The sequence below is a fragment of the Chitinophaga sp. GbtcB8 genome, assembly GCF_019091455.1.
Lineage (GTDB): Bacteria > Bacteroidota > Bacteroidia > Chitinophagales > Chitinophagaceae > Chitinophaga.
In genome coordinates, this window is record NZ_JAGXJN010000016.1 from 99,119 (window position 1) to 126,068 (window position 26,950).

At 45.0% G+C, this 26,950-nt stretch carries 20 protein-coding genes; 5 read left to right on the forward strand and 15 right to left on the reverse strand.

What is annotated here, in order from left to right; all coding sequences use genetic code 11:
- Position 1: 1 nt before the first annotated feature.
- Positions 2–766 (forward strand): response regulator, encoded by a 765-nt coding sequence (locus tag KVT36_RS15920; RefSeq protein WP_217604465.1) that lies wholly within the window; start codon positions 2–4, stop codon positions 764–766.
- Positions 767–996: 230 nt separating this feature from the next.
- On the opposite strand, the gene KVT36_RS15925 is transcribed toward KVT36_RS15920, so the two are convergent.
- The 3 genes from KVT36_RS15925 to KVT36_RS15935 form a co-directional block, all read right to left on the reverse strand.
- Positions 997–2,919 carry a RagB/SusD family nutrient uptake outer membrane protein gene (locus KVT36_RS15925; RefSeq protein WP_217604466.1) on the reverse strand — a complete coding sequence of 641 codons (1,923 nt, stop codon included), beginning with the start codon at positions 2,917–2,919 and terminating at the stop codon, positions 997–999.
- Positions 2,920–2,959: 40 nt separating this feature from the next.
- Positions 2,960–6,250, reverse strand: a complete 3,291-nt coding sequence (locus KVT36_RS15930) for a SusC/RagA family TonB-linked outer membrane protein (RefSeq protein WP_217604467.1) — start codon at positions 6,248–6,250, stop codon at positions 2,960–2,962.
- A 430-nt stretch (positions 6,251–6,680) separates the two neighbouring features.
- The gene (locus KVT36_RS15935) at positions 6,681–7,859 is read right to left on the reverse strand and encodes a glycoside hydrolase family 105 protein (RefSeq protein ID WP_254640033.1); all 1,179 of its coding nucleotides are present in this window, start codon (positions 7,857–7,859) and stop codon (positions 6,681–6,683) included.
- 418 nt (positions 7,860–8,277) lie between these two features.
- Here KVT36_RS15935 and KVT36_RS15940 point away from each other — a divergent pair, with 418 nt between their 5' ends.
- On the forward strand, positions 8,278–9,195 hold the full coding sequence (locus KVT36_RS15940) for an alpha/beta fold hydrolase (protein WP_217604468.1): 918 nt from the start codon (positions 8,278–8,280) through the stop codon (positions 9,193–9,195).
- A gap of 105 nt (positions 9,196–9,300) precedes the next feature.
- Here KVT36_RS15940 and KVT36_RS15945 read toward each other — a convergent pair whose 3' ends face one another.
- Entirely contained in the window at positions 9,301–10,242 is a 942-nt protein-coding gene (locus KVT36_RS15945) for an NAD(P)-dependent oxidoreductase (RefSeq protein WP_217604469.1), read from the reverse strand.
- Between the two features lie 115 nt (positions 10,243–10,357).
- Between KVT36_RS15945 and KVT36_RS15950 the strand changes: the two genes are divergently transcribed.
- A complete protein-coding gene (locus tag KVT36_RS15950) occupies positions 10,358–11,500 on the forward strand; it encodes a serine hydrolase (protein ID WP_217604470.1) in 1,143 nt (380 codons plus the stop codon).
- 12 nt (positions 11,501–11,512) lie between these two features.
- On the opposite strand, the gene KVT36_RS15955 is transcribed toward KVT36_RS15950, so the two are convergent.
- The 6 genes from KVT36_RS15955 to KVT36_RS15980 all read right to left on the reverse strand — a co-directional run bounded on the left by KVT36_RS15955 (position 11,513) and on the right by KVT36_RS15980 (position 20,324).
- Positions 11,513–12,151 carry a class I SAM-dependent methyltransferase gene (locus KVT36_RS15955; protein ID WP_217604471.1) on the reverse strand — a complete coding sequence of 213 codons (639 nt, stop codon included), beginning with the start codon at positions 12,149–12,151 and terminating at the stop codon, positions 11,513–11,515.
- Position 12,152: 1 nt separating this feature from the next.
- Positions 12,153–13,160 carry an NAD(P)-dependent alcohol dehydrogenase gene (locus tag KVT36_RS15960; protein WP_217604472.1) on the reverse strand — a complete coding sequence of 336 codons (1,008 nt, stop codon included), beginning with the start codon at positions 13,158–13,160 and terminating at the stop codon, positions 12,153–12,155.
- 250 nt (positions 13,161–13,410) lie between these two features.
- Positions 13,411–15,195: a RagB/SusD family nutrient uptake outer membrane protein gene (locus KVT36_RS15965; RefSeq protein ID WP_217604473.1), complete on the reverse strand. Its 1,785-nt coding sequence runs from the start codon at positions 15,193–15,195 to the stop codon at positions 13,411–13,413.
- A gap of 25 nt (positions 15,196–15,220) precedes the next feature.
- Positions 15,221–18,583, reverse strand: coding sequence for a TonB-dependent receptor (locus KVT36_RS15970; RefSeq protein ID WP_254640034.1), 3,363 nt, complete (start codon positions 18,581–18,583; stop codon positions 15,221–15,223).
- Between the two features lie 93 nt (positions 18,584–18,676).
- Positions 18,677–19,663, reverse strand: a complete 987-nt coding sequence (locus KVT36_RS15975; protein WP_217604474.1) for a FecR family protein — start codon at positions 19,661–19,663, stop codon at positions 18,677–18,679.
- Positions 19,664–19,763: 100 nt separating this feature from the next.
- Complete coding sequence (locus KVT36_RS15980) at positions 19,764–20,324, reverse strand: RNA polymerase sigma-70 factor (protein ID WP_217604475.1); 561 nt, start codon at positions 20,322–20,324, stop codon at positions 19,764–19,766.
- A gap of 153 nt (positions 20,325–20,477) precedes the next feature.
- Between KVT36_RS15980 and KVT36_RS15985 the strand changes: the two genes are divergently transcribed.
- Positions 20,478–20,630 (forward strand): hypothetical protein, encoded by a 153-nt coding sequence (locus KVT36_RS15985; protein WP_217604476.1) that lies wholly within the window; start codon positions 20,478–20,480, stop codon positions 20,628–20,630.
- Between the two features lie 79 nt (positions 20,631–20,709).
- Here KVT36_RS15985 and KVT36_RS15990 read toward each other — a convergent pair whose 3' ends face one another.
- The 3 genes from KVT36_RS15990 to KVT36_RS16000 all read right to left on the reverse strand — a co-directional run bounded on the left by KVT36_RS15990 (position 20,710) and on the right by KVT36_RS16000 (position 23,728).
- Positions 20,710–22,023: a hypothetical protein gene (locus tag KVT36_RS15990; RefSeq protein ID WP_217604477.1), complete on the reverse strand. Its 1,314-nt coding sequence runs from the start codon at positions 22,021–22,023 to the stop codon at positions 20,710–20,712.
- A gap of 106 nt (positions 22,024–22,129) precedes the next feature.
- Entirely contained in the window at positions 22,130–22,858 is a 729-nt protein-coding gene (locus KVT36_RS15995) for a hypothetical protein (protein ID WP_217604478.1), read from the reverse strand.
- 117 nt (positions 22,859–22,975) lie between these two features.
- Entirely contained in the window at positions 22,976–23,728 is a 753-nt protein-coding gene (locus KVT36_RS16000; RefSeq protein ID WP_217604479.1) for an SDR family NAD(P)-dependent oxidoreductase, read from the reverse strand.
- 127 nt (positions 23,729–23,855) lie between these two features.
- Between KVT36_RS16000 and KVT36_RS16005 the strand changes: the two genes are divergently transcribed.
- Positions 23,856–24,230: a helix-turn-helix domain-containing protein gene (locus tag KVT36_RS16005; RefSeq protein ID WP_217604480.1), complete on the forward strand. Its 375-nt coding sequence runs from the start codon at positions 23,856–23,858 to the stop codon at positions 24,228–24,230.
- Between the two features lie 70 nt (positions 24,231–24,300).
- Here the strand turns inward: KVT36_RS16005 and KVT36_RS16010 are convergent, their stop codons facing one another.
- Together KVT36_RS16010 and KVT36_RS16015 are read right to left on the reverse strand one after the other, a co-directional pair.
- A complete protein-coding gene (locus KVT36_RS16010; protein ID WP_217604481.1) occupies positions 24,301–24,828 on the reverse strand; it encodes a hypothetical protein in 528 nt (175 codons plus the stop codon).
- Between the two features lie 323 nt (positions 24,829–25,151).
- Positions 25,152–26,950: alpha-N-acetylglucosaminidase (locus KVT36_RS16015; protein ID WP_217604482.1), on the reverse strand; the 1,799-nt coding region annotated here is incomplete at its 5' end.

The following is a 26,950-nucleotide window of genomic DNA, read 5'->3' on the forward strand; positions in this document are numbered from 1 at the left end:
TATGACCGAAAGTATTCTTATTATTGACGATAATGAAGATATCCTGGATTTCTTATCTGTAGTTTTGGGAGATTCCTACCAGCTGCACCTTGCAACCAACGGAGAAATTGCACAAACCGTTTTGGGCGAAGAAATTATACACCTCATCATATCAGATATTATGATGCCGGGAATTGACGGGTTTGAGCTGTGCCGGCTAATTAAATCCAATGTTGAATACTGCCATATCCCTATCATTTTATTAACGTCTAAAAACACCTATAAGGCCCACATCGAAGGACTGGAAGTAGGGGCAGATGCTTATATACAAAAACCTTTCTCATCAGAATTGCTGCAGGTACAGATTTCCAACCTGCTTAAAAACCGCCGTAAGATAAAGGAGCATTTTGCCAGCTCGCCTTTTGAAGATGTAAGGGTAATGGCGCATTCAAAAACAGATGAAGCCTTTTTAAAGAAACTGGATGAATATATCAGAACAAATATTAAAGACCCCAACATTGATATTGATATGCTTGCCGGACACATGTTCATGAGCCGCACTACATTATACCGCAAGATCAAATCCCTATCCTCACTATCTCCAAAAGAATTAATTGACATCACGCGCCTTAAACAAGCTGCCAGCTTAATTGCCCAAAATGAATTTTCATTTTACGAAATTTCAAAGATGATAGGTTACAGCTCGCAAAGCCTTTTCAGCCGCAACTTTCAGAAGTATTTTAAAATGTCGCCCATCGAATATTTTGATTCATTGCCAAGAGAGTAGGTTTTACAATACTACAATTGGTATCCACTTAGCCGTACTTGTTGAGCTAGTATTAGAAATAGCATCTTCCCCAGCCTCACAAACATAAGTATCTCTTATCCCTGGCCTGCGATCTCTCACCCACAAAAAGCGCTTCGTCCGTGTTTTTCCATTCCGATTTGTATTTTTTTCAGATTCATTGTTTAACTTTTTAATGTTATACCTAACGGATCCTCCAGCACGCCTCCTCCTTAATTTTTGTCCTCATCATTAACCGCATCTTCCCATTTCGTCCACATTTCCACACCCGGGGCATAACCGTTATAACCGGGGTTTTGGCTCAGTTTTCCGTACAGGTTTGCATCGATAGCCGATTGAGGAATTGGCCAGTAGATATTATGTGGCGCTATGGTATAGGATCTGCCCTTAACAATTACTTTGTGTTTGTTGTAATAATTGCTGTAATGTTGTATGCGCTGATACCAATAGCTGTTATCTGAAAGGGTATTTACGTTATAGGTATTTCCCCATTCATCTGGTTTACCACTTAAGGCCAGGCTATAGGACATACGGCTTAGTTCCATATGCCGCCATTCTTCCATCCATAATTCACGGGCACGTTCATTGGCAATGTCACCAATAGTAATAGTAGTGTATAATTGCTGGCATTTTGCTCTTTGTCTTACGATATTTACATCTGCTATAGCTGCGCCCGTATTCCCTTTATAAAATTGGGCCTCAGCACGAAGCAGATAGGTTTCTGCAAGACGGTAACAATACCAGTCGGCCGATCCGCCCCTATTGTTATTACTCGCAGGATTGCCGATATGATCAGGATCATTTGCAAAAACCTTATAATGCGGCCAGTCGAACCAGCTACGTACCGTATCGGTACACAAAAGCCTGTCGCCATTATAAAGTCTCACGTTTTTACCGAAGTACAGGGCATCTGAAGGATCATTATATTTCAGAGAATCCATTACTGCCCAATTACCTACCCTGCTGTTATGACGCAGATCTGCAGTGTCATTAATTCCGTTTACGTCCCAAAGATCATGCTCCGCAAAATAGGTAGGCCTGATCATTCCAATACCACGGCCCACAGCTGAGTTAAAATCCAGGTTAACCCGGTAAGAATTGCTTGATGAAGCGTAACATTGCATAAATTTTCCTGCAGGTGAAACTAATGCAGAAACATTCCACATCGGGCCCCAGTTCCGCATGGTACGCATTTTTATTGCGGCATCCGTATTATCACGGTCGGGCATTGCAAGAATGGTTTCTTTATTTGCCGGGATACATTTGTTCACAGGACGGTGCAGGTCCCATATCACGTTCCGCGTAATATGCCAGGTGGATTCCAGCGGGCTTTCAAATGTACCAAACGTATTTGTCATTAATGAATAACCTGAATTATTAATTAATATATCGGCTTGCGCAATAGCTTTGTCCCATTGACCAGTGGCAAGGTAACATTTGATCAGCAGCTGACGGCAGGCGCCTTTATTGATCATTCCTACATAAGCCATACTGGACTGATCAGGTACCCATTGCACGGCATCCTCCATATTTTTGGTGATCATTTCTAAAATAGCTTCACGGCTGGTGCTCTTATAGTTTTGTTTTGGAGTAGATGGGATCTGGGTTATTAAAGGCACATTGTTAAACTGAAAACATAAGGCCAGGTAACGGAATGACCTGTGAAAGTAGGCCCTGCCGATGTATTCATGTTTTGTAGCTTCATCCAGGCCGGGAACTTTATCAATAAACGAGGTGATCGTATTGGCATACTTAATGCCATTATAAGTTTCTCCCCAGAAATAGCTCAGCATGTTCACATCATTCGTGTACATCCCGTCTGTTGGAGTAAGGCGTGTAGCCACATCTGCAAAAATACTTCCATCGTCCGTTTTACCGGATACCGCCATGTCTGACAACATATACTCGGTGTTAATGGGAACCGAAATATCCCTTGTTGTAATGTAGCTCCAGTAGCTCCGCAGATGCTTGTCACACATTGCTATGGCAGCATCAAGCCCTGATTTGGTAGAGAAAGTAGCTTCAGGCTCATAAAAAGATAAAGGATCCGGATTAAGATATTTCTTACTGCAGGCGCTAATCATTACTAATGCAATCGCCACCAGAAAGATCTTTGTTGTATAATTGTTTTTCATCTGAATGTTTTTACTTGATTTTAGCCACATGTAGTTCGCGTTAGAATGTCAGGTTTAATCCAAGTGTGTAGATCCTTGGTGCAATATCACCGGTTTCTATGTCCCAGTAATTCCAGTTCTTATCTTTTTTCCACACAGCCACATTGCGAACCGTAGCATATAATTTCAGGTTTTCAATTGCTGCCCGTGAAATAAGCTTGTGGGGCATTGTATAACCAATTGTTACATTATCAAGCCTGATAAAAGAACGATCAAATACCCTGTTGGGGGCGGAAACTCCGGAAGGTCCTCTCGCATCCAGCCGCCCAAAAAAATCGCTCGGTTTATCAAGCGTCCAATAGGTTTTTTCATACGTATTGGCATTGTACGTAACCTGCGAAACGCCATTATCCTGGTTCAGGTAAGAAGTACTTGTGCTTTTATTGCCCCAGTAAGAATAGATGTTGAATGAGAAATTGAAGTTTTTATAGGTAAAATCATTTCGCAATGACCACATAATGGGTGCTGTAGTCTGGCCCAGGAATTCCTTATCCTTATTATTATAAACGGCCGTTGTAGTTCCATCCGTGTTTTTAATATCATCTGCCGTGTAATTATTAGCTACTTTAGGATCGCCGGGCCGTTGGCCGTATTTGGCAGCTTCAGCCGCCTCATTTACCTGCCATATTCCTGTTACACGGTAGTTCCAGATGCTGCTGATCGGTTGTCCTACAAACCATCCGTTGGATATATCATCAGATTCTTTTGTGGCTACTATATTTCCATTGGCATCTAACACATCCTCATACTGATAATAAAGATGCTTAACCGTGTTTTTATATTTCGAGAACCCCAAAGTAGTATTCCAGCTGAAATTGGGCGCTCTTATATTTTGTGCGCTGACTGAAAACTCGAACCCCTTGTTTTGTACTTCTCCTAAATTGGTAGTGATACTTGTAAAACCGGAAAAATCAGGCAACGACTGGCTCATGATCATATTAGTGGTGGGCATGTAATAATAATCGAGCGTAGTGCTGATCCGGTTATTTAAGAAAGCGAGATCCAGCCCGATATTATATGCGGTGGTTTTTTCCCATTGCAAATGAGGATTTGCCATGCGGTCAATTCTTAAATAGTAATACTGGATATAATTACCGTTGGCATCTACGTAACCCTGGGTGGTTGCGCCATTAGCAAGATTGGCCAATGCGATATAAGGATTGGCGAGCGACCTGTTCCCGTTTTGCCCATAGGATAAACGCAATTTACCATTGCTTAATACATTCCATTTAAAGAATTTTTCATTGGTAAATGTCCAGGCCAAAGCTGCTGAAAAAAAGGTGGCCCGCGGATTCGAAGTACCGAAAGCAGAGTAGCCGTCACGGCGCACAGAGGCCGTTAACATATAACGGTCATCATACGAATAAAACAAACGTGCAAGCATACCATCAGCCGTTTCACGGGAATCGTCCGTATTAAAGCTGCTGTTAAGCGGATCGCCGGTGGAAGTTTCATGGAATCCCAATGCATCACTTGGCAAAATATTACGTGCATTAATAACATCACTCCAATACTGCCGTTCTTCTGCTTCCTGAACCAGGGTTATATTTACCGTATGCTTTTCGGCGAAAGTTTTTTCCCAGCTGAGCGTATTATTCAAAGACCAGTCAAAACGTTTTGCCCAGTTCCGGTCTACACCATGATTAATTGGCAGCCAGTCGGGGTTCTCCGCCGATTCAAAATAGCGGTTATTATACCACTGATACCTGGGAGAAACATTGAAAGAGTACTTGATATTAAAAGGCAATTTTACTTTGGCGGAAAAAATGGTATTCAGAACAGTATAACCTCTTTCAAGTTTCATATACTGTTTATTGAAATCAAAATTATACCCTTTGCTGGCAGTCATTTCATCGCCCATAGGATGTATTTCCAGGTTTCCTTCCTCGTCTTTGTAAGATGCAAAAGGGCTGTTATTAGTAATCTGCGATCCCCAGTTAACTGCAATATTTCCGTCGGACCGGTCCTGGAAATTAACATTGGCGCTGATATCCAGCCAATCGGTAACCTTGCCATCTACTTTTAAGTTGGAGCGTACTGCCCTGTAATTATCACCCACAACCACTCCCTGGTTAGACAGATAACCTGCCGACAAATAATAATTGATCTTATCACTGGCGCCGGATACGCTGAGGTTATAATCCTGGTTAAAACCGGTACGGAAGCTATGGTCATACCAATCGAAGCTTTTACCTTTCAGATAGTTATCCAATGTTGTAAATTGAAGACCTAATCGTCTGGCCCGGATTTCGTTATCAGATGCATTAGCTGGATTCGTTGAATAGGCTCTCCAGTCGTCAATAGTGATCCCATATTTGTTCAGCATATCACCGGTTGGCATTTCATAGTATCCTAATTTACCCGCTGTTGCCGTTTCTGATATATAAGGTTCATAAGCTCCGGTTGTTGTATTGATGCCATACGTAGCAGCCTTATACCAGTCCTCCCGGTATTGCATATAACCTTCGGGGCCAAAAACCTTCCTGTTTGCGGCCATATCAGCAAGCCCAAAATTGGCCGTCATACTAATAGTAGGCTTGCCCTTCTTCCCTTTTTTTGTAGTTATGATAAGAACCCCGTTGGCTGATTTTGCCCCATAAATTGCAGCAGCTGACGCATCTTTAAGGATATCGATCTGGTCAATATCATCGGGATTAATTTCAGACAGCTCTCCATAAAAGATCATACCGTCCAGTATCAGCAAAGGATCATTATGCCCGCCATCCGTATAAACCGAACGCTGGCCCCGGATCCGTATTGTACCACCTCCTTTTGCAGAAGCATCAAAGCCTACGCTCACACCAGGTGTTCCGCGTATGATGTCCTGAACCGTTTTAGGATTCTCGTCTGCAATCTTATTCGGGCGGATAGAAGTTATTGCCCCGGTAAGGTCTTTTTTCCTCATGGTGCCATAACCAATAACAACCACATTATTCAGGTCGTTGGTAGCTTGTTGCAGTATAATAGTCAAAGGTTTACCATCCGGTATCACCTCCCTGCTGTTATAGCTTATGTGTGATGCTCTCAGGCTTACTCCTTTACCGGCCTGAATACTAAAGTTTCCCCAAACATCCGTTTTTGCAACCACTGCTGTTCCCTTAGCGGCAATTGTAACACCAGCTATGCCATTGCCCAGGGAGTCAGTAACCCGGCCTGTTATGGTCTGATTTTGTGCGTGGGCACAAAAGGAAAACAGTAAAAACAATAAGGCCGCGGATAATCCAGGCAATAAGAACCTCTTACAGAAAGAAGAAGCCTGGGTTTTCTTGGTTTTTGTATAGTTTTTCTCCATAATGATCATTTAGTCGTTATCGCGATGAAATTTATATTAGCATGTATTTGGTTGATGCACATAGGATACCAGTCTGCCCATTAATGAGCGGAAGGTTCATATTGGCTGGTGCAATCTTATAGTTGTCTACTATTGAGTAAATCCCCGCCTCTCTGGGTAATTCATAAGTGGACGTGCCTTTTTCCTTTAGCGGGAAACTGATCAACGTGGTCTATCTTTGTGGAATCATTAATCTAATATTGTAGTACGAAGTAAAAATTCTTTTCCCGTACGGTTTATTCAACTTTTTGTCGAATCGTTCCAAAATCGTGGAGTGTAAAAGGGAAGCTATCAGATCACAGGCAAGGGAAACGGGTATTCAGGCTAAGCCGTTGGTGTTCTGGCCTTTGTGGAAGGTCCTCAACACCAACGGCAGCATAAAACTTCGCAGCTATTTCCCTAAAAGTGCAGCTGCGCACCACAGATAGGGTGCCTGCCCATGAAGGTCTCCCGCATTACGTGGGCGGTCATGGTAATATTGTTTATCATTCTTTTTGCCTGTGCCGGTACAAACTTCGGTTACATTATTACGTTCATCAATATACGAGATCATAGTCATCCACGCTTTTCGTGCTGCCGGAGCATACTCAGCCGCATCTAACCACCCTTGCTGAACGCCCATGATAAATGCATAAGTAAACATTCCTGTACCGGATGTTTCCGGCCAAAAATCTGCTTCATCAATAAGCTGGTTCCACATTCCATTTGGTCTTTGGTGCTCTTTCAGACTTTTCATCATGGTAAGGTAACCTTGCATAATACGCGGGCGGTCTTTATGATCTTTAGGCAGCTCACGAAGCAGATCGGGCATACCTACTGCCATCCAGCCAGCTCCTCTTGCCCAATAGTATGGAACATCCGGCGCGTGGTAGAAAAGCCCGTTCGGGCGTTGCAGCTCATCCAGGTATAGTACCATTTCTTTTGCGGCTCTGTCAATATATTTGCGGTCGCCGGTTACTTTATAGGCCGCGATCTGCACAACAGTGATCATATACATATCGTCGATCCACAAACGGGTTTGCCATGAATACCCTTTATCCGCCCAGGCTTTTTCATCCGGTTTCGCATCCTTCGGCACTTCCCATTGTGTATCGGCATAGGCCAGCCCCATTTTCTTATAACGTTCGTCTTTAGTTACCTGGTAGAATTTCAGGGCAATGCTGCCAAACATATTGTAGTCCACATGGTTCATGGGAGGCAGTAATGGTTTTTCCCGGGTGAAGAGGGGTTCAAATTTATCTTGCAAAAGTTTGATAAGCTTTTGATCTTTTGTTTTTACAGCGTAGTCCAAAGCACCATTCCAGGTGCAAACTTCAGCATAGTGAATGTACCGTCCTGCATAGAGTTCATGCCGGCCGTCCACGAAATGGTAAGCCAATCGTTTGCCCACATCGTTGGGTGCAAATCCCTGTGGAAATTTGGTTAGAGAATTCTGCTGGGCAAATAAGAATTGAAAAGATATCATTGCCAGCAACGATAAGAATAATTTACGCATAACGCTTTTTGTTGAACTTATTTGAATTTTAGTAATTATTTCTAACGCTATGAACGACCGCCTCAATACGTTCATCCGGTGAATGCGCCTGGTAAAATGAAAGGATCTATTACCTGCCTCAGAAGTAATCACAATCATTTCCAGCGCTGAGATCGTAGCCCTGCGAAGAAATAAAATATCTTTCTTAAATTTTGTTCAGTTTTTTGTCGATTTGATCCAAAAAACAAGAGTGAACAAAAAGGGTTCCGGCAATTATGGGGGTCTTTTAAAGTTGACAGATCCATTGCAGGTAAAAGGTCTGTACATTATGGCTACAAAATATAGCTAAATTTGTCCAGGAGCGACTTAAACGAATGCCAGTCCAATATTGCTGCATTGAAAAGTATATTAAATTGGTTGGTATTATACCCATATTTACATTTGTCCATAAACGTTTTTAGTGCGGAGCTTATACAAGACGTAACCATTTCACAAAGCAAGTAAAATTTACCAATTGAAAAGCAAGATCTTCAGCGGCTTTGACGCACTGTTAATTCCTGTGGGGGATACGCAGATCTTCATCCGGAAAGCAGGTTCCGGTTATCCCGTTTTATTGTTGCACGGTTTTCCTCAGACGCATGTGATGTGGCGGGATGTAGCCCCCCTTTTGGCTGGGCATTTTACGGTTATCTGCGCTGATCTCACCGGCTATGGTGAGAGTGGTTGTCCCGGATCAGACCCCTTCCACAGCAGATACAGCAAACGTGCAATGGCAAATGATATGGTGGCTTTAATGAAAGCACTTGGCTTTGACCGCTTTGTTGTCGCAGGCCATGACCGGGGCGGGCGTGTGGCTTATCGTATGGCGCTTGATCATCCCGGGGCAATCAGCAGCCTGGCTGTGCTGGATATCATTCCCGGACTGGAAGTTTGGAATAGGATTAACCCGGAGCTAATGCTTGCCTTCTGGCCATGGTCTTTTATGGCGCAACCAGCTCCATTGCCTGAAGAACTGGTTGCATCTTCTGCCAGTACAATCATTGATCATACGCTTACGATGTGGGGTTCTTCATTTTCATCTTTTGATCCGCTGGTGCGCAGTACATATCAGAAAACACTGGAAGATCCCGCCCGGGTCCATGCAATCTGCGAGGAGTTCCGCGCAGCTGCTACTGTAGACCGTGACCATGATCAGCGGGATCGTGAGATAGGGATAAAGATTAAATGTCCTCTACTTGCAATCTGGTCAGCTGAGGGTGGATTAAACCGCTGGTATGAGCCGCAGGGAGGACCGCTCGGAATATGGAACCTATGGGCCGATACCGTTGCAGGCGGGCCTGTAAAAGGCGGGCATTTCTTTCCGGAGGAATTTCCAGTGGAGACAGCCGAACAATTGATAACGTTTTTTCTAAGCCGTGAACATAAATCTTAGGAGTTATCCGTAACGGAAAGCGCCACCACCAGCTTTAAACTGTTTAGTGACTTGAATCAGATGCTCAATAATATGTTTTTGTACTCAATGGAATATGGGCTAAAATCAATGCCCCTCTCCCGCCCAACTTAGGGATTCCTGAATTGCTTCCAACGAACTATACCGGGGACGGTAATCCAGTAACCGGCGCGCCTTTTCAATGCTGCCAATTGAACTATGCAATAAATGATCCCAGGAAAGACGGGCATCCTCTTCTGATACTGACTGACGAAATTCCTCCCAGGGAACAAAGCGCAGGTTTGCTTTTTGGCCGTACCATTCAGCCATAGCTTCCGCATATCCACGCCAGGTCATAGCTTTCTCTGACAGGATATGAAAATTTTCCCCAATTGCCTGCTCCCCGTTTATCAACGCCTGCATAAAACCTGCAGCAACATCATCGGCATGAACATGATGCAGCGTCTCCAAACCTAAGTTCGGGATCAGTACTTCCTGGCCATTGGCTAATTGAGAAAAAACCTGCCGGTTAAGGTTTCCCAAAGGATTAATAGGGTTCCATCCCGGGCCCACAATATGGCCGGGATGCAATACCGTAGCGGGAAAACGATCCTGATCTACTTCTTCTAATAAATAAGCTTCAATTGCTGCTTTCTGAATGCCATATTCGCCCAAAGGACGCCTTGGGTGCGATTCTTCAGACGGGGCTTCAACTTTATGCCCGTGTACCCAAATGGTTCCGCAATGCAGATAGTGCGCCAAACGATCTTGCAAAGCGTCAACTATCTGACGCGCACTTTCCAGCTTAAAACAAATGAGATCTATAACAACCTGTGGCGACAAGTCTGCTACAGCCTGGCCAAAAGCGCCATTTTCTTCGAGTTGTGTGCGGTCTAAAGTTACCCATTGAACATCCTGCCACGCATCATGCATCTGGTAAGGGGTTTTCTGTTGGCGGCTCACTACTGTTACCTGATGGCCAGCTTCAATCAAGCGCGGAATTAAAAATGTGCCTATATGTCCGGTACCGCCAATTACTACTACTTTCATACTGTTATAATTAAGTGTTGTGAAATACAGTTGTTATTTTATATCTAAATAATGAAAAAAAAGCTGAATTCCTAACCAGATTAGTGTATATTATTCTTTAGACAAGCCGCTCACTATGACCGTTATTATGACCAAAAGCAAAACAACCCTCTTCCTCCATTCAATTTTATACGCTGTACTTGTGCTGACTGTTTCCTTTTGCAGCGGACAGCAACGGGCAATACCAGGCGACAACCCGCTCCTAACCAGGCTGGATTCATTAGTTGATGAAAGCGCACGGCGTTATTTCCATGATAAAAAAGCTGTAGGGCTATCGATAGGAGTTGTGCAGAAAGGTACCGTTCACTTTTATAATTACGGAGAAACAAAAGCCGGCAACAAACAGCTTCCGGATAACCATACTATTTATGAGATCGGGTCAACTACCAAATCATTTACAGGCATCATACTAGGACAAGCGATATTAGACAAAAAGATCCGGCTGGACGATGATATACGCCTCTACCTGAAAGGGGATTATCCGAACCTGAGCTACAAGGGAATACCCATCAGGATACGTGACCTGACCAACCATACCTCAAGGATAACACGCATTTTTCCCAATATGTGGCAACGGCCGGATTACGATTCGCTTGATCCGCTGCACAATTATAACCGGCAGCTGCTTTATGAGGGCCTGCACCAGATGAAGATGGATAAACAGCCGGGCAAGGTCTATTCCTACTCCAACATGGCAGTGGCCTTGCTGGGTACTATATTGGAGGATGCTTACGGGCAGGGCTACTTTACACTGGTATCAGATAACATCCTTACCCCTTTGCAGATGAAGGACACCCGCATCGATATACGATCATTGCCGGCCAGCCGCATTGCCTGGCCGCATGACGAGCAGCGAAAAGTGGTGCCCTTATGGGATGTATCCCTGCTGCCTGCAATGGGTGCATTACGGTCTTCCACAGCCGACATGGTTAAATTTATCAGCGCCAACAACAAAGAGATTAGTCCCGCTATAACACTGTCCCACCGTGTTACATTCGGCACCGAAAAGGAAGGCATGGGCCTGAACTGGTTTATTCACAGTACACCTGAAGGTTATAAGGTGCTTGAACATAGCGGCGGAACAGGCGGTTCGCGCAGCTCGCTGGAATGTTTCCCGCAGCTTAACGCCGGTTTTGTGATACTCACCAACAGCCTTGCCAATCGTAATAACCTGGAAGATGAGCTGGCTGAAATTGTGGTTGCACAGTCAAAAGATTGAATCACACCCACCTTATTTTTTCCCGGTCCAGATATAGGCCCGCCTGGTTTGGTATTCCATATCCTTATGCGGGCGCCTCTCTATGGCATCAATAACATTAAAACCCGTTTCATAAAGTAATGCTACTATATCATCTGTCTTAAAAAAGAATAGATCAATATCTACTTCTTTATCATGAGCTTTGTCAAAGTGAACGATCTCATCCCCTACGTGATAAGAAAACAAAAAATCTCCCCCGGGCTTCAACACCCTGTTTATTTCTCCGAAACAGGTCTTCACCTGATCAAGAGTAAAATGTACGATCGCGTAGAATGCAAGCGCGCTTCCAAGATGTGCTGACGGATAATCGATATTCAACAAGTCCCTTGTTTCAAATTTAATCTGAGGGGAAAGTTTCCGGGCTACATTAACCATCGCAGGCGACAGGTCAGTACCAACAATATTTTTCATGCCATTGTCGTACAGGAATTTTGTTGTTTGTCCGGGACCGCAGCCAAAATCGGCACAGAGGCCCTTGTCTTTATTGGCAGATGCAAATTCCTTCAATAATAACCGGTCTACATGTTTTTTGTTGAGCTCATCAAAACGCTCAACTGCATAGTCGCCGGCTACCTGGTTATAACAGTCTAATACTTTTTCCTGTGAATTCATATTATTCCTGGTTTTTCAATACTAAGCGGATCTTTACTTCTCCTGTCCGTACCTTTTCTATTGCTTCATTCATTTCAGAGAATGACATAACCTCTACCATGCTCTCAATATTATGCTTTGCTGCAAAATCAAGCATATCCATCATATCCTTGCAGCTACCTACATAATTTCCATAAATAGTCCGCTGGGCATAATCGTATAACAAGCCAATGCTAATTGACTGCTTTTCCAGAGGCGAAGCCACCACGCAAAACTTCCCCTGCGGTTTAAGGGTCTTCAAAAAAGCGTCCAGGTCATACCCGGCATTCAAGGTGGAGATAATAAAATCAAATTTCTTATCCAGAGCTGATAGGCTATCCGGGTTTGAGCTAAGTATAAATTCAGCTCCCAGCTGGTTAATCATCTCTTTCTTTTCCAAAGAATGGGAAAATGCATAAACCTTATGCCCCATTTTATGTAAGAACTGGATTGCCAGCTGACCAAGGCCACCGGCTCCCAGAACGCCCACAACGGAATTGGCCGGCAATTGTGCTTTCACAATTCCTGCATACACGGCAAGGCCGGATGATAACAAAGGAACGGACTTTGCCGAATGAAGCGCCGGTGAAAGCTTGAAGGCAAACCGGTTATCAACAACAATATGTTCGGCCAGGCCGCCATAACAATGCACACCAATTACTTTTTGCTGCGCGCAAAACTGCTCATTACCCGCTTTACAGAACTCACACTCAAAACAAGCCTCCTGCTGATAACCAACACCAACAAGATCGCTCACTTTTAACGCTGTTACCCTGGAGCCGGTTTCTTCAACAGACCCCACAATTTCATGTCCCGGAACAAGCGGATATTTTGTATCGCCCCAGTCATTACTGATGAATTGAACATCTCCTCTTGCAATAGAACAGTAAAGGATCTTTATCCTTACCTCATTCTCACCAACAGATCTTTCATAGTAAAAAGGTTCCGCCTTTCCACCTTCCTGTTTAATTCCATATGCTTTTATTTTCATAAGCAGTACAATGAATTTATAGGTCTTAATGTAGATGCCGCTTTTCTTAAGAAAATTATCAGGATAGCTGTCTGTTATGGAAGAGTAGATCTTTTGTCAAAATGTCCAACTTATCTACTGTTTATCCTAAACGAAAATAACTATAGTAATATAGGTAAAAACTATCTATTGCCATTAATAGCAAATAAATCTCTAAAGCAAAAAAAGTTGCAGGGATGACCTGCAACTTTTTTTAAATGAATATCTTCACTCAATATCCAGGGTTTTGCACAAGTTTCGGATTCCGGTCTCTTGCATCCTGTGGCACCGGGTTCAGATACATCTTCGCGGTAAACACATGCGGATGGTTCAGTGGCACAACTTCGTACTTCCACACGCCTGAATTGTTATTGGGTACCGTATTCGAGATCTTCATAGCATGTTTGTCCACATTCATCACGGTGCTGGCGGTTTTCCAGCGGATGATATCATAAAAGCGTTTCTGCTCAAAGCAGAGCTCTACCCTCCTTTCGTGATAAATAGCGGTCCGCATCTCTGACTGGGATAGTCCGGGCGCCAGGTCGGGCAGACCCGCTCTTTTGCGGATCTGGTTAATGGCGTTGTATACGCTGGCATCAGGTCCCACGGCTTCGTTCTGTGCTTCCGCATATCCCAGCAATACTTCCGCGTAGCGGTAATAAATAAAGTTAGCGCCGCTTACTGCGCCACCGCCGGGCCGTACCAGTGGGTTAAGCCGCTTCTTAAAATAGTAGCCGGTGTTACCTACATCATCAGTTCCAAAATCAATCTGGTTTTTGGAAGGACGTACTTTATCTATCCGGGTGTATATGGTATCGCCTTTGTCCATCCAGGTCATTTTATAGGGTGCGCCGTCATATACGATCCAGTCGTAAAAGCGCTTCTCACGGCCTATGTAGGGGCGCTGTGGATCATAACCGGAAGTGGGGTCGGTGATGGATTTTCCATTTGCCATAAAAAACTGGTCTACCAGCTCCTGCGTGGGGCAGTAGTTACCCCAGGTGTAGTAGGCGCCGTTGATCCACACCGGGCCGCCATATTGTTCAAAGGAAGATCCCATTATGTTGGCCACTACCTGCCGGTCCCACACCACTTCCGAATGGTATTCATTGGCTTCGTACCAGATGGAGGAAGGATCGGGAAACAGCTCATATGCTTTGCCGTTGCCATAGCTGTCAATGAACTGTTTGAATGTAGCAGCGGCCTTGTTCCAGCGTTGAGCATCGTAGTCATTATAACCGGCTACTTTATGGGGGTCATTGCCTGCGGCGGGTTGTGCAGCGTTGAAAGCAGGGCTGGCGGCATAGAGCTCCACCCATCCCTTTAAGGCCAGCGCAGCACCAAGGGTGGCCCGGCCGGCATCTGCATCACCTTTGTTGTATTTAGGCGGCAGGTGACCATCTTTCGTGATGGAATCCAGCTGCGTGGTGATGAAACTTACTGTTTCAGCAAAGGTGCTCCTGGGAGTATAAATGGCGGCGCTGTCCATCGTACGCCTGTCTGCGGGAACGGTAATAATGGGCAGTCCGCCAATGTGCATCCACAGCTCACTGTAAAAAAAGGCGCGGAGGAACCGGGCTTCATCCAGCCGTTTGTTCAGCCACTCCGGTGTGAAGTTGGCTGCATTATTACGCACTTCTGTAATAAAAGTGTTGCATTTGCGGATGTTGGTGAAGGTAGTTGTCCAGTTGGTGAGATCCCCGGAACCGGTAATGCCCCCCCATACGGTATAGTCGTTGGAGGAGGCTTCTACAATGCCCTGTTTCCAGTTATAGGATGTATAATAAAAGCCGGCGTCGTTATCGTCGGTGAAGTTATCCAGGTTTTCCGGCTGGTTCCAATAGTTAGGTAATGCGCTGTAGATATCATTGAGGAAAAGATCGGCATTCCCTTCGGTGCTCCACTGGATGGCATCCGTAAGTTTTGTCTTATCGGTATTTTCCAGGAATTCTTTTTTGCACGACAGGATACTGAGCAACAGTATAACAGCGGGCAAGAGACGTATGAATCGGGTCATAATATTTTAGTTTAACGGGATGAATCTAAAAATTCACATTTAGTCCAAACACAAATACCTTCTGATTAGGATAGGCAGTTTCCAGATCAGTGTAACCTACTTCCGGGTCCATGAATTTCATTTTGCTGAAAGTGAGCAGGTTTTGCCCGGATACATAACAACGGACGCTCTGCATCTTCATTGCTTTGGAAATATTGGCAGGCAGCGTGTACCCCAGCACGGCAGTTTTTAAACGGAGATACCCCGTTTTCATCATCCAGAAATCAGAGTTCTGGGTGTTATTGGCGTAGGGCGACTGGTTTGCACGCGGATACTTTCCATCGGGCGTATTAGGTGTCCAGTGGTTGTTATAGTATTCGTAGGCTGAATTACTATTGTTGTTGTTAAAAGGCACTGTTTGAAAACCACGGAAGTTCAGGCTGGCCAGTGCAGCTCCCTGGAAGAATAAGCTGATGTCAAACCCTTTCCACGAGGCGCTGGGTGTGAAGCCGTAGGTGATGAAAGGGTATACCGGGTTACCGATCACGGTTTCATCATAGGAGTCTATTTTTCCGTCTGGCTTGCCATCGGGGCCGCCTATATCTGCATAGCGGATATCGCCGGGATGCAGCACACCAAACTGGGCAACGTTGTATCCGTCATTGCTGTCAATAATACCATCGCTGTTCTTATCATCTGCCAGGGAAAACAATCCCAGCGCATGATAGCCGAATTGCGTGCCGGTGGGCCTGCCTGTTCTGCTGCGGTTGGGATTATCGTGTGTGGCGGCAGTCTCAAACACCTGGATCATTTTGTTTTTGGCGTAGCTGAAATTGCCGTTCAGGTTTACCTGCAAGCCATTGGAGAAACGATGGGTAGTACCGGCAGAAATATCGACACCATGGTTTTCCATGATGCCCTGGTTTTCATCGGAGAGGTTCAGGCCGTATTCTACCGGCACTGTTACTGCCGGTGGCAGCAGCATGCCTGTTCTTCTTTCATGAAAATAATCTACTTCCAGTTTGAGCAAACCTTTCCATAAAGTAGCGTCTATCCCTATATCCGTTTTGGTGGATATTTCCCAGGTAATATTGGGATTGGCTTCCTGGGTGATGTTGGATCCCTGTACCATACTACCATTGCCAAAGGCATAGGCGTTGCCATATAAATTATAGCCGTTCAGGTACTGGAACGCCCTACCGGCCAGGTTTCCTGATTTTCCCCAGGATGCCCTTAGTTTAAGATACTCCAGCGCAGAGGGATGATCCGCTATAAAGTTTTCTTCAGAGATGATCCATCCTGCGGAGAAGGCAGGGAAGTAGCCCCAGCGTTTACCGGGAGCGAAGTAGTAGTGGCCGTCGTACCGGCCGGCTGCTTCAAAAAGATATTTCTGATCGTAGATGTAACCTACGCGGTATACAAATCCAAGCTGGCTGCCGGTAATGGTGGAGCCGTTGTTGTCAAAATCATTTTTGTTGGAGCTGCCCATCCCCAGCTCGTCGATATTCACTGCAAAGTTATTGCGCCGGGCAGAGAAGCCGGTAGAGTCATTCTTACGTGCTTCTGCTACCAGCAGCCCTGTGAAGTCGTGTTTGCCAAAACTGTTATGATAGTTGAGGAATCCCTGGTAGGTAAAGTACTGGTTTTTTGAATACTCCTGGTTCAGCCAGGTGTATGGAGCAGCGCTTCCTTCTGAAGTGGAGATCTGTTTCGTATAGGAGTAAGGGGTAGTTGCCGTATTCTGTGAATAAAAGTAATACGGCGTATGCCATCCTTTAACCGTAAAATCATTGGGGTCATAGCTGAAGGTTCCTTTTATGCTGAGCCCTTTAATGAAAGGCAGCTGTTGTTCCACAGCAATGGTGCTAAGCAGGGATGTGGCACTGCGGTGGGAGTAGCCTGCCTTCAGGATGCCTACCGGCGTATTACCTGCAAACTCGCCCCAGAGGCCATTACTATAATAAAGGTTGGTAATGGGGATCAGCTTGTACGCGCTGCGGAACAGCTGGCCCGGTGTGGTGGCCGCATCTACGCTGTTGGTGTTTTCGATGGCGCCAATAAGGGACAACGATACCGTGGTGGTAGGTGTGGCGCTTATTTCCATGTTTACGTTATAATCGTAGCGTTTGTAATTCACCGGGTCAAACATACCATCCTGCTTAAGGAAACCTAGACCGGCATAATACCGCACTACTTTGGTGCCGCCGCTTATCTGCAGGTTATAGTTTTGAATGGGCGCGTGCATACGTACCAGGTCTTTGGTATTGCTGATGGGGTATTTATCGGGATCTTTAGCGTTCAGATCTGCATACGTGTTAATGAGATCATCGGCGAAAGGTTGTTGTGTACCTCCGGGATTTTCATTCATATATGCTTCATTACGCAGGCGCATATAGTCCTGTGCATTCAGCATTTTAGGGTAATAGGTAGGCGTTTGAAAACCGTAATATGAATTTAATGCCAACGTTGGCATTCCTGTGTTGCCGCGTTTGGTCGTTATAAGGATAACACCATTGGCGCCCCCTAATCCATAAGGCGCTACTGCGGCGGCATCTTTCAACACAGTAACGGAGGCAATGGAGCTGGGCGAAATTTCGTTGATGTTATTGCGGATGATCCCATCCACCACTATCAGCGGTGCGTTGTTGCCGGTTGTGGCAATGCCCCTGATGTGTATATCAGGATTATCCCTGCCCGGCTGGCCGCCATTCGGGCGCATGCTGATGCCGGAAACATTTCCTGCCAGGGAATTGGAGATATTGGTAACCGGCGATTTTGCCAGCTCCTTTCCCTGCACAGCTGCTACAGACGCGGTAGAGGAAGTTTTCTTCTGCGTACCGAAACCAACCACCACTACTTCATTTAAGCCGCTGGCGCTTTCTTTCAGGATAATGTTGATGGGATCTGCAGTACTTACTATTTCGGCTTGTTCATAACCCACGTAACTGAATACCAGGGTAACGCCGGTAGCAGCCTGCAGCTCAAAATGGCCATTCTCATTGGTCATGGTACCAACATTGGTACCTTTTACTTTTACGGATACCCCAATGAGCGGATCGCCATGTTCATTTTTTACAGTGCCGCCTATTTTGGCGGCGCTTACATGCCCCGATCCAATCACAATAACGTTGTTATCCATTACAGTGTAGCGGAGCGCGGTACCGGTAAAGGTTTGGGTAAGCAGCTGTTCTACCGTGGCATTTTCTGCATGAATGGATACCGGTGGTTTTTCCGGCAGAATATCGTCGTTGTAGATAAGCCTGCAGCGGCTTTTTTGCTGAATGGTTTTCAGCACTGTTTTAATGCTGACCTTCTCCAGGGAGATGCTGATCTTTTCCTGGGTGGCAGAGGTTGCGTAGGCGGGCATGATGCCGGTGAGCAGCAAAACCCATAGGAACATTATTTTCATAACATGGAATGTAAGAGGGTGAAAAAAGTAAAGTGAGTGGATGTGTAATGCTTTTATGTCATAGTATTTATTTTTGAAGATGAAGAATGCGTATTAGTTACTGATGCGGACCTCTTTCCCGTTGACCTGGAAATTAAAAGGGCGTGAGAGCTGTAGCATGTTCAGCGCCTCGTCTACTGATTCTGTATCAATGATTCCGGAAAACCGCAGCTGCTCCAGGCTGTCAGATTCAAAATGAAAAGTAACGCCGTACCACTGGTTCATTTTAGCTGCCAGCTCGCCAAAGGTGTTATTGTCAAATACCAGCTTATTATTCAGCCAGGATATTTCAGGGAGCTGACCGCTGCTGTCCTTTTCCAGGTGTTTTTGCTGAAAGACGGCCGCCAGGCGGGTTAGCGGTACCGTTAATTTTTCATCCGGCTGCAGCACCACGGTTTTCTCCCGGAACGATACGGCTATTTTTCCACGGACCAGCGTAGTGAACACGGCGCTGTCGCCGGCATAGGCCTTCACATTAAAAGCAGTGCCGAGTACGCGGATATTCACTTTTCCTGCATGGATAATAAAAGGAACACCGTCACTTTTTGCGATATCAAAAAAGGCTTCACCGCTGAGCGTAATTTCACGGTGCTGTTTGCCAAAGCCGTTCTTTTCATAATCGAGCTGCGTATTGCGGTTGAGCAATACGATGGAACCATCGGGAAGCACTACCCTGGATTTCCCCCCCGGAGCGGAGCTGAGCTGCTGCAACACAGGAGCAGCCGGACGTGTAAATTGCCATCCGGTCCATATTACCCCGAATACAGCTGCCGCAGCAGCTGCTGCCACCAGCCTGCGCACAATAGTGTGGTGGCGGCGCGGTTGGAGCTGCGGGCTCACCGCATCCCAAATGCGTTCTTTACTATCATGAGTGGCGCTTACCTCCTGTATAGGCGTTTGCCAGATGCTGGCAGCAAGGTCCCGGGAAGCAGCCGCCTCCGGGTCATCTTTCAGCAAAACTTCCAGCTCTGACAGCTCTGCGGGTAAAATATCGCCGCTGAGCTGTTTTCCGAGTAATATCCATATACGATCGTTGCTCATAGTATTATTGAAAATGGTTGAATAAGGGCCGCTCCGGGGTAAAAGACAACACGAAGAAGAGAATACCCCCAAAGGGGCATGAATTTTTTTTGAGTGGGGGTCACTGACCGCCAGACAGCGGCGTGATCAGGAATGCTTTCATTCTGGTGAGCTTCTTCAGGGCAATGCCTACCTGGTTTTCCACCGTTTTTATGGAAACATTCAGCAGAACGGCTACCTCCCGGTATTTGAGCCCATCTTCTTTCACCAGCTTAAAGATAAGGCGGCACTGCGGGGGCAGCTCACTGATGGCCATATTAATATGCCGCATCATTTCATTGCTGATAAGCTGCGCTTCGGGGTTTATTTCATATTCCAGCGAATATGCTTCATCAAGATGCAGCGTTTTTTTATGGGCATATTTACGGAGGTAGTTAAGCGCAATATTACGGGTGGCCGCATAGAGGTACCATTTCAGGTTGCTTACCTGATGGAGGTCTTTCCTTTTTCTCCATACGGCAATAAACACATCTGCTACTATTTCTTCCGCCATTTCCCGGTTATGAACGATGGCCAGGGCTAACTGCAGCAATGGGGCGCAGCAGTAATCATATAATTCTTTAAATGCTTGTGTATCACCGTTATATATTCTGTTTTGCAATTCGGGGATATCGTCGCGCATGGAAGTAAAAATACCCAAATTATGCAAAAATGCAAACGTGCGGTTATTAAGTGTCGGATGGACAAAAATGGTGTTTGTTAAGGGGCTTCTGATGGAAACTAAGTAAATATAGCCGCTTTATAAGTAACGGGATTGGGTAAATTGCAATTTATTATGAAACTATCAGATGATTTCAAGCGTGTATTAAGACACTTTGCTTATTATTATACCAATGGTACGTTACCTTATGTAATTGGAGATGAAAATATTCTAAAAGGAATAGATTACCGGGAAATGTTAAAAAATGAGGCCAGCTTAGTGGATTAGACTGGTATGTAGAGAAGAAAATGATAAATATAAAGCTGAGCCGGAATTTGAAGATTGGGAGACATGCTTGTATTAAAAATCAGCTTTCCTGCGCCTTTTCCAGCGCTACTTCACTGACCGGCATAACCATTGGACGGCTTTTAGATTTGCTGCCAGAAAACGATAAGCCAATAGCAATTCCGTAAACGATCATGATTATACCGGTCATCAGAATAGTTTTAATGTTCCAGCCGATATCGCCAGATGGGAACGCAAATAAAAGTGTCAATACCGGCAGAATACCCCATGTTATAACACGCAGTAACCCGCTGTTAATCAGCGGTTCAAAAATATCCTCATCTTCATGATCGAAAATAGTGGCCCAGTTATTTTTCTGTACAATCAACATGGAATTAATTAACGAAAGCCCAATCAGCAGTTCCAGAAGAAAGAGGATCTTATAAAAAGAGTCGTACGGAATGGAAAAGCCCAATACATCCATATTTTCGAAATACCCCAAATATCTGTCCCTGATCTTTTGCTGGGCAACTGCTTTGGGAAGCTCTCCATACATAAGTGACAACCCGGCAACAGCATTACTATCCGGAACATGACCCGTATTACCTGTTAAAGCAAGTAAATCGGTTTTACCGGGAATGGTATCAACATAAACAGGCACTATCAGTTCCAACGGTTCAAAACTTCTTTGAGACTGCCGCCGGTTCATCCAGTTAAATATCAGGTTGAGCGAATCCCCGATAAGCCTGGCTGAAACCGTCAGGTCCCGCAGCGTTATTTCATTGAGTGTCTCTTCCCTTTCTTCCTTTGACAATTTTTGTTTTAGCCTCCCTTCGAGGAACCGGAGATAATCTTCATTTGATTCCCTAAGCATTGCCTCGATCCGGTTTAAGTCTATTAGCGCGGTATCAATGACGGCAACATAAGAAACAGACAATGGCTGTACTTTTTTAAGAAAGACACTTAATTGCTCATTAAACTTACCGTCAGGAGCCTTATACGGAACTCCCGGGCCCGGCGCCTTGGGCTGATATCCGGTATTGGTCAGGGCAAAGACATTTCGCCGGCTATTGGTATCTTTTGCATTTTTCAGCTCCTGTTCAGTGATGCCGTTATTAAGTAAAAATGTACTTAACTGTACCCTACTATAATGATTTTTCCTGTACTGTTCCGGATATTTCTTTGACAACCATTCCCTTATCTTTTCGTCAAGTTGATTGGCTGTTAATTCATCCTGGGAGCCATCTGGAACATATTTCATCACAACGTTGAGCATGTCATACTCATCTTTTGATTTGCCATTGTCCATTTTATGAAAGAGAAAGATCAGCCCCACCGTAAAAATTGCAACCAGATATTTTGTTGCCGAAACAAATCGTTTATGCACTTTTTCCATGGCATGAGATTTTGGGGATTAAAAGAGGATCTGTTCATTTATTCGGCGGGCAGCGGGATTCAACAGGCCGTTGCCGTCAGTAATTAAGGATTAAAATAAAATCTGCTCATTGATTAATAGCATTAACCAGGCCCGCGGCTGTTTGCTCATCAAAAGACGTATCATTGCTATCCAGGAATTTTTTCGCAGCGGCTGCAGCTGCAGCATCCTTTTCTATAGCTGATAAGAAGCTTTTTCTTTTTAAACTCACTTTAACGGGGACCCCATCTTTCAGGAGGAAATAGGTATAATCTCTTTTATATTCGTCGTAGTTATGTCCTGTTTGCGTTATGCCTTTATCTACAAAATTGGCGCGTTCAAATTTAACTTTTACTGCTTTCACCAATGAATATTTACCTGCTGCAAGCTGCTGTACAAACTGCAAACGGCCGTCCATATCTACATTCACAAAATGTGTTACCACATCATTCTTAACCAGGTGAAACGCTTGTATATAGCGGCTTTCAGGGGTATATGCTTTCCCCTCGGCGGCGGCGCGGATGATGAGGGTGTTTTTTTGCAGGTCCACGTTGGCGTCATAAACCATGGAGTGTTTCACGGGTTTGTTTTCCATGGAATCTATCCACAGGCGTCCCCAATCATCGTACAGGTAAGGGCTGCCGACTGTACTGCCTACCGGCCGGAAGCTGGTCGCCGTAAAATAATTATTGAGGCTCCTATAATTGTCCAGGATATTTGCGATATGCGTGGTTTGTACACGGCTCGCAGAGTCTTGTGCGGAAAGGGACAAAGTGGCTGTAAACAGCGCTAAAAGGGACAGGGTAACTTTTTTCATGACGGTAAATTGCCATACTAATATAAGGATTATTTCCCTTAGATAGCGCCCCAAAGCAGCATGCGGCCAACGGGGAAAGCCCCTTACGGGGCTAATTAAAAGTATTGCGCTAACGGCTTATAACAGTCCGCCGGCAACAGTGATCCGCTCACCGGTTACCCATCCCGCATCATCAGAAGCAAGAAAAACAGCCACTTTTGCAATATCTTCCGGCTGGCCGGTGCGGCCCAATGGCGTACGGGCCACCATTTGTTGCTCCAGGTCGCCGCCAATTATTCCGGCACTATGCGTTCCTTCCGTTTCTGTAACACCCGGTGCAATAGTATTGATCCGTATTTTTCTTCCTCCCAGCTCTTTTGCCAATAGCTTCGTCATATTGTCAACAGCTGCTTTGGCGGCGCAGTATACAACAAGGCCGGGGATGGGGTTCTGACTTACCGTTGAACTGATATTGATAATACTTCCACCACCATTCCCAAACATTTCAACCGCATTCTGAGTAGACAATAAGTTGCCCAGCACATGCGTGTTATATTGTGTATGGAAGCTTTCCTCTGTAACTGCCTCTACCGGCTCAAATTTGAATACGCCGGCATTGTTCACCAAAATATCCAGCCTGCCAAAGGTTTTTCCTGTTTCTTCAAAAAGCTTTTTTACATCTGCTGACCTGGTAACATCACCCTGAACAGCAATGGCCATACCGCCATTTTTTGTGATCTCATTTACAACTTTATCAGCGCCTTCTTTACTGGTTGCGTAATTGACAACCACTTTTGCGCCTGCAGCTGCAAATGCTTTTGCTATTCCTGCACCGATCCCTTTTGATGCACCGGTAACCACGGCTACCTTATCCTTTAATTTCAAGTCCATTGTTATTTGTTTTAATTGAATGCAAGGCTAGCGCAATTTTGTATCTTTGGCAAGTATGTACTTTTTTGTACCTTATGTACTAAAAAGTATGTATTATTGATAAACAAGGGATTAGACAGGAATAAAAATGAAAAATAAGTCAAATTCTTCCGAGACTACACAGTTGTGCGCCGTTGATTATGCTTTTAAACGCATTGGCGGAAAATACAAAGCGAGGATCTTGTGGTACCTGAATATGAAAACGGTGCTGCGCTACGGTGAGCTAAGCAGAACGTTGCCTGATATTACCACTAAAATGCTTACCCAGACTTTAAGGGAATTAGAAGACGATAAATTGATCACCCGGAAAATGTACCATGAGGTGCCGCCCAAAGTGGAATATTCATTAAGCGAAACCGGCCTGGAATTGATCCCGTTCATTAAACATTTACACAACTGGGGTAAGAAGCAAATAGGAAAAGAAGCATTAGCAGCTTGCCAGGCTGATTGCGGGATAGATTGATGGTATCAAGGCAGTTGTTTCAGTGATTTTACGTTATCAGTTACCGGTTATGATATGTTTGGAATGAAAATTAAAGCGTTATTTTAAATACCAGCCGGGAGTTTATCCGTGAAACGGTAAACTCATGGTCCTCGATCACCGGATCAGTTACCCTTATATAATACGGGTTACATTCATTGTCCGATCTTACTTCCTCGTTAATATAAGATAGCGTAGCACTTCCTACAGTGGGAATGTTTATTCTATATTTGAATGCCCCCTTTTTTGTATCAGCAATATGAAACATCAGTGATCCATGCATAGGTGAACCTGATTGTTTTATAATCACACCCTGTTCTGAAGGAAGATCTGCCGGTTCCGGAGTAATTGTTATGGTTGCAGTATCAATATTTTTTGCCAAAAGAATATTCTCTCCTGTTTGTCCATCCACAAATACCAGCCCCACCTGGGTAGGCATTCCTTCACTCAGTACGCCTTCGCAGGGATTAGATTGTTTTGATTTCTGACACCCTGACCCAAAACTTACAACGCCCAGTAATATCAATGGCAGGTAATAAAATTTCTTTGTAAGGAAATAAGCTAATCGTCTCTTTTTCATAAGGGATTTTGTGTTAAAGCAGCGTAATTTGTTCTTTACAGGCAACAACAAGTGGTATCAACAGGTAGCAAACAAAATTTATATTCATAACTGAGTTTACGCAACAAGTATAGGCTAAAACTTTCAAAAATAAAAAAACTACTAAAAAGGGCCAACCTTTTTGGTCAGCCCCTTATAATACAGTCCTGATGTCTAAAATGCAGTATTTATCTTGATACAATAACGTACACTTCTCCACTTTCCAATTCCCTTCTGCTACTGCTGTTTATTTACATTCTTCTCCGGGTATGCAGGCTTTCAAAATATGCTTTACCAACCGCTTGCTATTCATACGCCGCACCAATCTCAGACCTGTACTTTTCATACACCTCCAATGCTTTACCTATGCTGCTGCCTGCCGGCTGTACGGGAAAAACCTTTTGCTCATTTACCCAGCTCCACTCCCACTGCTTAATGTGCTTTTCAAACAATTTAAGGTCAGGTTCCGTTTGCAGGCGTAACGATTGTTGCAGCAGCTGGAAAAACTGCGCCCATCTTTTTTTATAGAAATCATTTATTAAACCGCTCCATTGCCGGTTAGCATATTCATGTAAGGGGCTCTCTGCATCACCCCACAGCGTTATCAGGTCACGGGCGTTACGTTCATATAAGGCCTGTTCTGCGACGGTAGTGCCGCAACGGCGTGCGCTTGCGATCCAGGGCCCCAGCATAAAATCTTTACGTGTTGCCAGCAGGCCGTCCATATCGCTCATTAGCTGCAGGAACCGGCGGCTGTATTCCGCAAACGCCGCACTGTCTTTATCCTTAAAAGCGCTTTTCCATTTTGCCTGTAACGGGAGCGCGTAATTGGCAAGCACCTGCCGGGTAATATCAACAAGGTCGTAACGGAAACCGTCTGTATTTACGCCGTTCTTCGCAGCATGAATGAATAGGTCCCATGCGGGCAATAGCTCACCAGGCGGGTAATTGAGCCGGGTGCGTGTCCATACGGTGGTTGAATCAAATGTAGGGCGGCCGGTAATAATTGATTCCGCGCCATCCCTTATATCTTTTCCATTGTAAGCGGTAGCCCTTAATATCTGCCAGGCTTTTAACAGACTATCATCAGCAACACCATAACGGTTCAGCACATATTTTTTCAGCCATTCGTTTAAGTCAACAGGTTTTGTTTGCCAGGTATGCTGCATCATCAGCTCATAGATCACGGGATTTTGTTCAATGGCTTCCATGGTCAGGCCAATGCCCGATAAACGTCCGGAAGCGCTGTCATTTAAAGCCATGGCAGGTCCGCTGGCTACGCCGTCCATTCTTCCAAACAGGTTTACATTGCCGCCAAAATTGTTAAGCATGTTCCAGATCCAGGGTTTGCCATAGAATGCGGCGGTTCTTTTCCATACAGGTTCTATTTCTGCAGCAAGGTCAAGCAGGATCATTTTATTATCCGGAACGGCCTTTAACAGGGCTTCTATCTGAGGAGCTTTCCAGAACTTCCTGTCACTGTAGAACAACCAGCCCTGCATCACCCAAACAGCCGCAGTATCCGCCTGCCGCATGCCTTCATAGATCCTTGCACTCAGCTTTGACAGGAAAGACGGATCATCAGAAGGAGGCTCATTTTCATTGAATGTATCGGCGGAATACAAGTGGTCGGTACCAAACAAGCGGGTTTGCGCTTCCAGGAATTTCTTTCCGATAGTTGCAAACAGCGGGTCTTCCGAATCCAGGATATAGGTATCAGAAAAGCCATTTGTCCAGTTGGTTGCTTTCAGCCTGGCCCCTGGAAATCTTTTCTTAAACGCAGCCGGAACATGGCCGGTAAAAGCAGGAAGTACAGGTGTCATGCCCAGCTCTCTTTCCCGTTTAAGGATCTGCTGCTGCAGCGCTTTATGGCTTTGCCTCCAGCTAAGCGGCAGCGGGCCGCCCCAGCCATCCAGGTTCCCCATCCAAAACCAGGAAAAATAAGAAGGGCCACAAAAAAAGTCTGCCAGCTCCTGATCGCTAAAGCCCATTTCTTTATACACCGTGTACCAGGTATATTCTTCACCTGTAATAGCCAGCGGCATATTAATGCCGTGGTGCGCCATCCAGTCAAGTACTTTTTCCCAGCGATCCCAATCCCACC

What these genes read in the sequence shown, in the direction of transcription:
- KVT36_RS15920 (WP_217604465.1), top strand. Translation starts at nt 2, where the DNA reads ATGACCGAAAGTATTCTTATTATTGACGATAATGAAGATATCCTGGAT.
- KVT36_RS15925 (WP_217604466.1), bottom strand. Translation starts at nt 2,919, where the DNA reads ATGAAAAACAATTATACAACAAAGATCTTTCTGGTGGCGATTGCATTA.
- KVT36_RS15930 (WP_217604467.1), bottom strand. Translation starts at nt 6,250, where the DNA reads ATGGAGAAAAACTATACAAAAACCAAGAAAACCCAGGCTTCTTCTTTC.
- KVT36_RS15935 (WP_254640033.1), bottom strand. Translation starts at nt 7,859, where the DNA reads ATGAACGTATTGAGGCGGTCGTTCATAGCGTTAGAAATAATTACTAAA.
- KVT36_RS15945 (WP_217604469.1), bottom strand. Translation starts at nt 10,242, where the DNA reads ATGAAAGTAGTAGTAATTGGCGGTACCGGACATATAGGCACATTTTTA.
- KVT36_RS15950 (WP_217604470.1), top strand. Translation starts at nt 10,358, where the DNA reads ATGACCGTTATTATGACCAAAAGCAAAACAACCCTCTTCCTCCATTCA.
- KVT36_RS15955 (WP_217604471.1), bottom strand. Translation starts at nt 12,151, where the DNA reads ATGAATTCACAGGAAAAAGTATTAGACTGTTATAACCAGGTAGCCGGC.
- KVT36_RS15960 (WP_217604472.1), bottom strand. Translation starts at nt 13,160, where the DNA reads ATGAAAATAAAAGCATATGGAATTAAACAGGAAGGTGGAAAGGCGGAA.
- KVT36_RS15965 (WP_217604473.1), bottom strand. Translation starts at nt 15,195, where the DNA reads ATGACCCGATTCATACGTCTCTTGCCCGCTGTTATACTGTTGCTCAGT.
- KVT36_RS15970 (WP_254640034.1), bottom strand. Translation starts at nt 18,583, where the DNA reads ATGAAAATAATGTTCCTATGGGTTTTGCTGCTCACCGGCATCATGCCC.
- KVT36_RS15975 (WP_217604474.1), bottom strand. Translation starts at nt 19,663, where the DNA reads ATGAGCAACGATCGTATATGGATATTACTCGGAAAACAGCTCAGCGGC.
- KVT36_RS15980 (WP_217604475.1), bottom strand. Translation starts at nt 20,324, where the DNA reads ATGCGCGACGATATCCCCGAATTGCAAAACAGAATATATAACGGTGAT.
- KVT36_RS15985 (WP_217604476.1), top strand. Translation starts at nt 20,478, where the DNA reads ATGAAACTATCAGATGATTTCAAGCGTGTATTAAGACACTTTGCTTAT.
- KVT36_RS15990 (WP_217604477.1), bottom strand. Translation starts at nt 22,023, where the DNA reads ATGGAAAAAGTGCATAAACGATTTGTTTCGGCAACAAAATATCTGGTT.
- KVT36_RS15995 (WP_217604478.1), bottom strand. Translation starts at nt 22,858, where the DNA reads ATGAAAAAAGTTACCCTGTCCCTTTTAGCGCTGTTTACAGCCACTTTG.
- KVT36_RS16000 (WP_217604479.1), bottom strand. Translation starts at nt 23,728, where the DNA reads ATGGACTTGAAATTAAAGGATAAGGTAGCCGTGGTTACCGGTGCATCA.
- KVT36_RS16005 (WP_217604480.1), top strand. Translation starts at nt 23,856, where the DNA reads ATGAAAAATAAGTCAAATTCTTCCGAGACTACACAGTTGTGCGCCGTT.
- KVT36_RS16010 (WP_217604481.1), bottom strand. Translation starts at nt 24,828, where the DNA reads ATGAAAAAGAGACGATTAGCTTATTTCCTTACAAAGAAATTTTATTAC.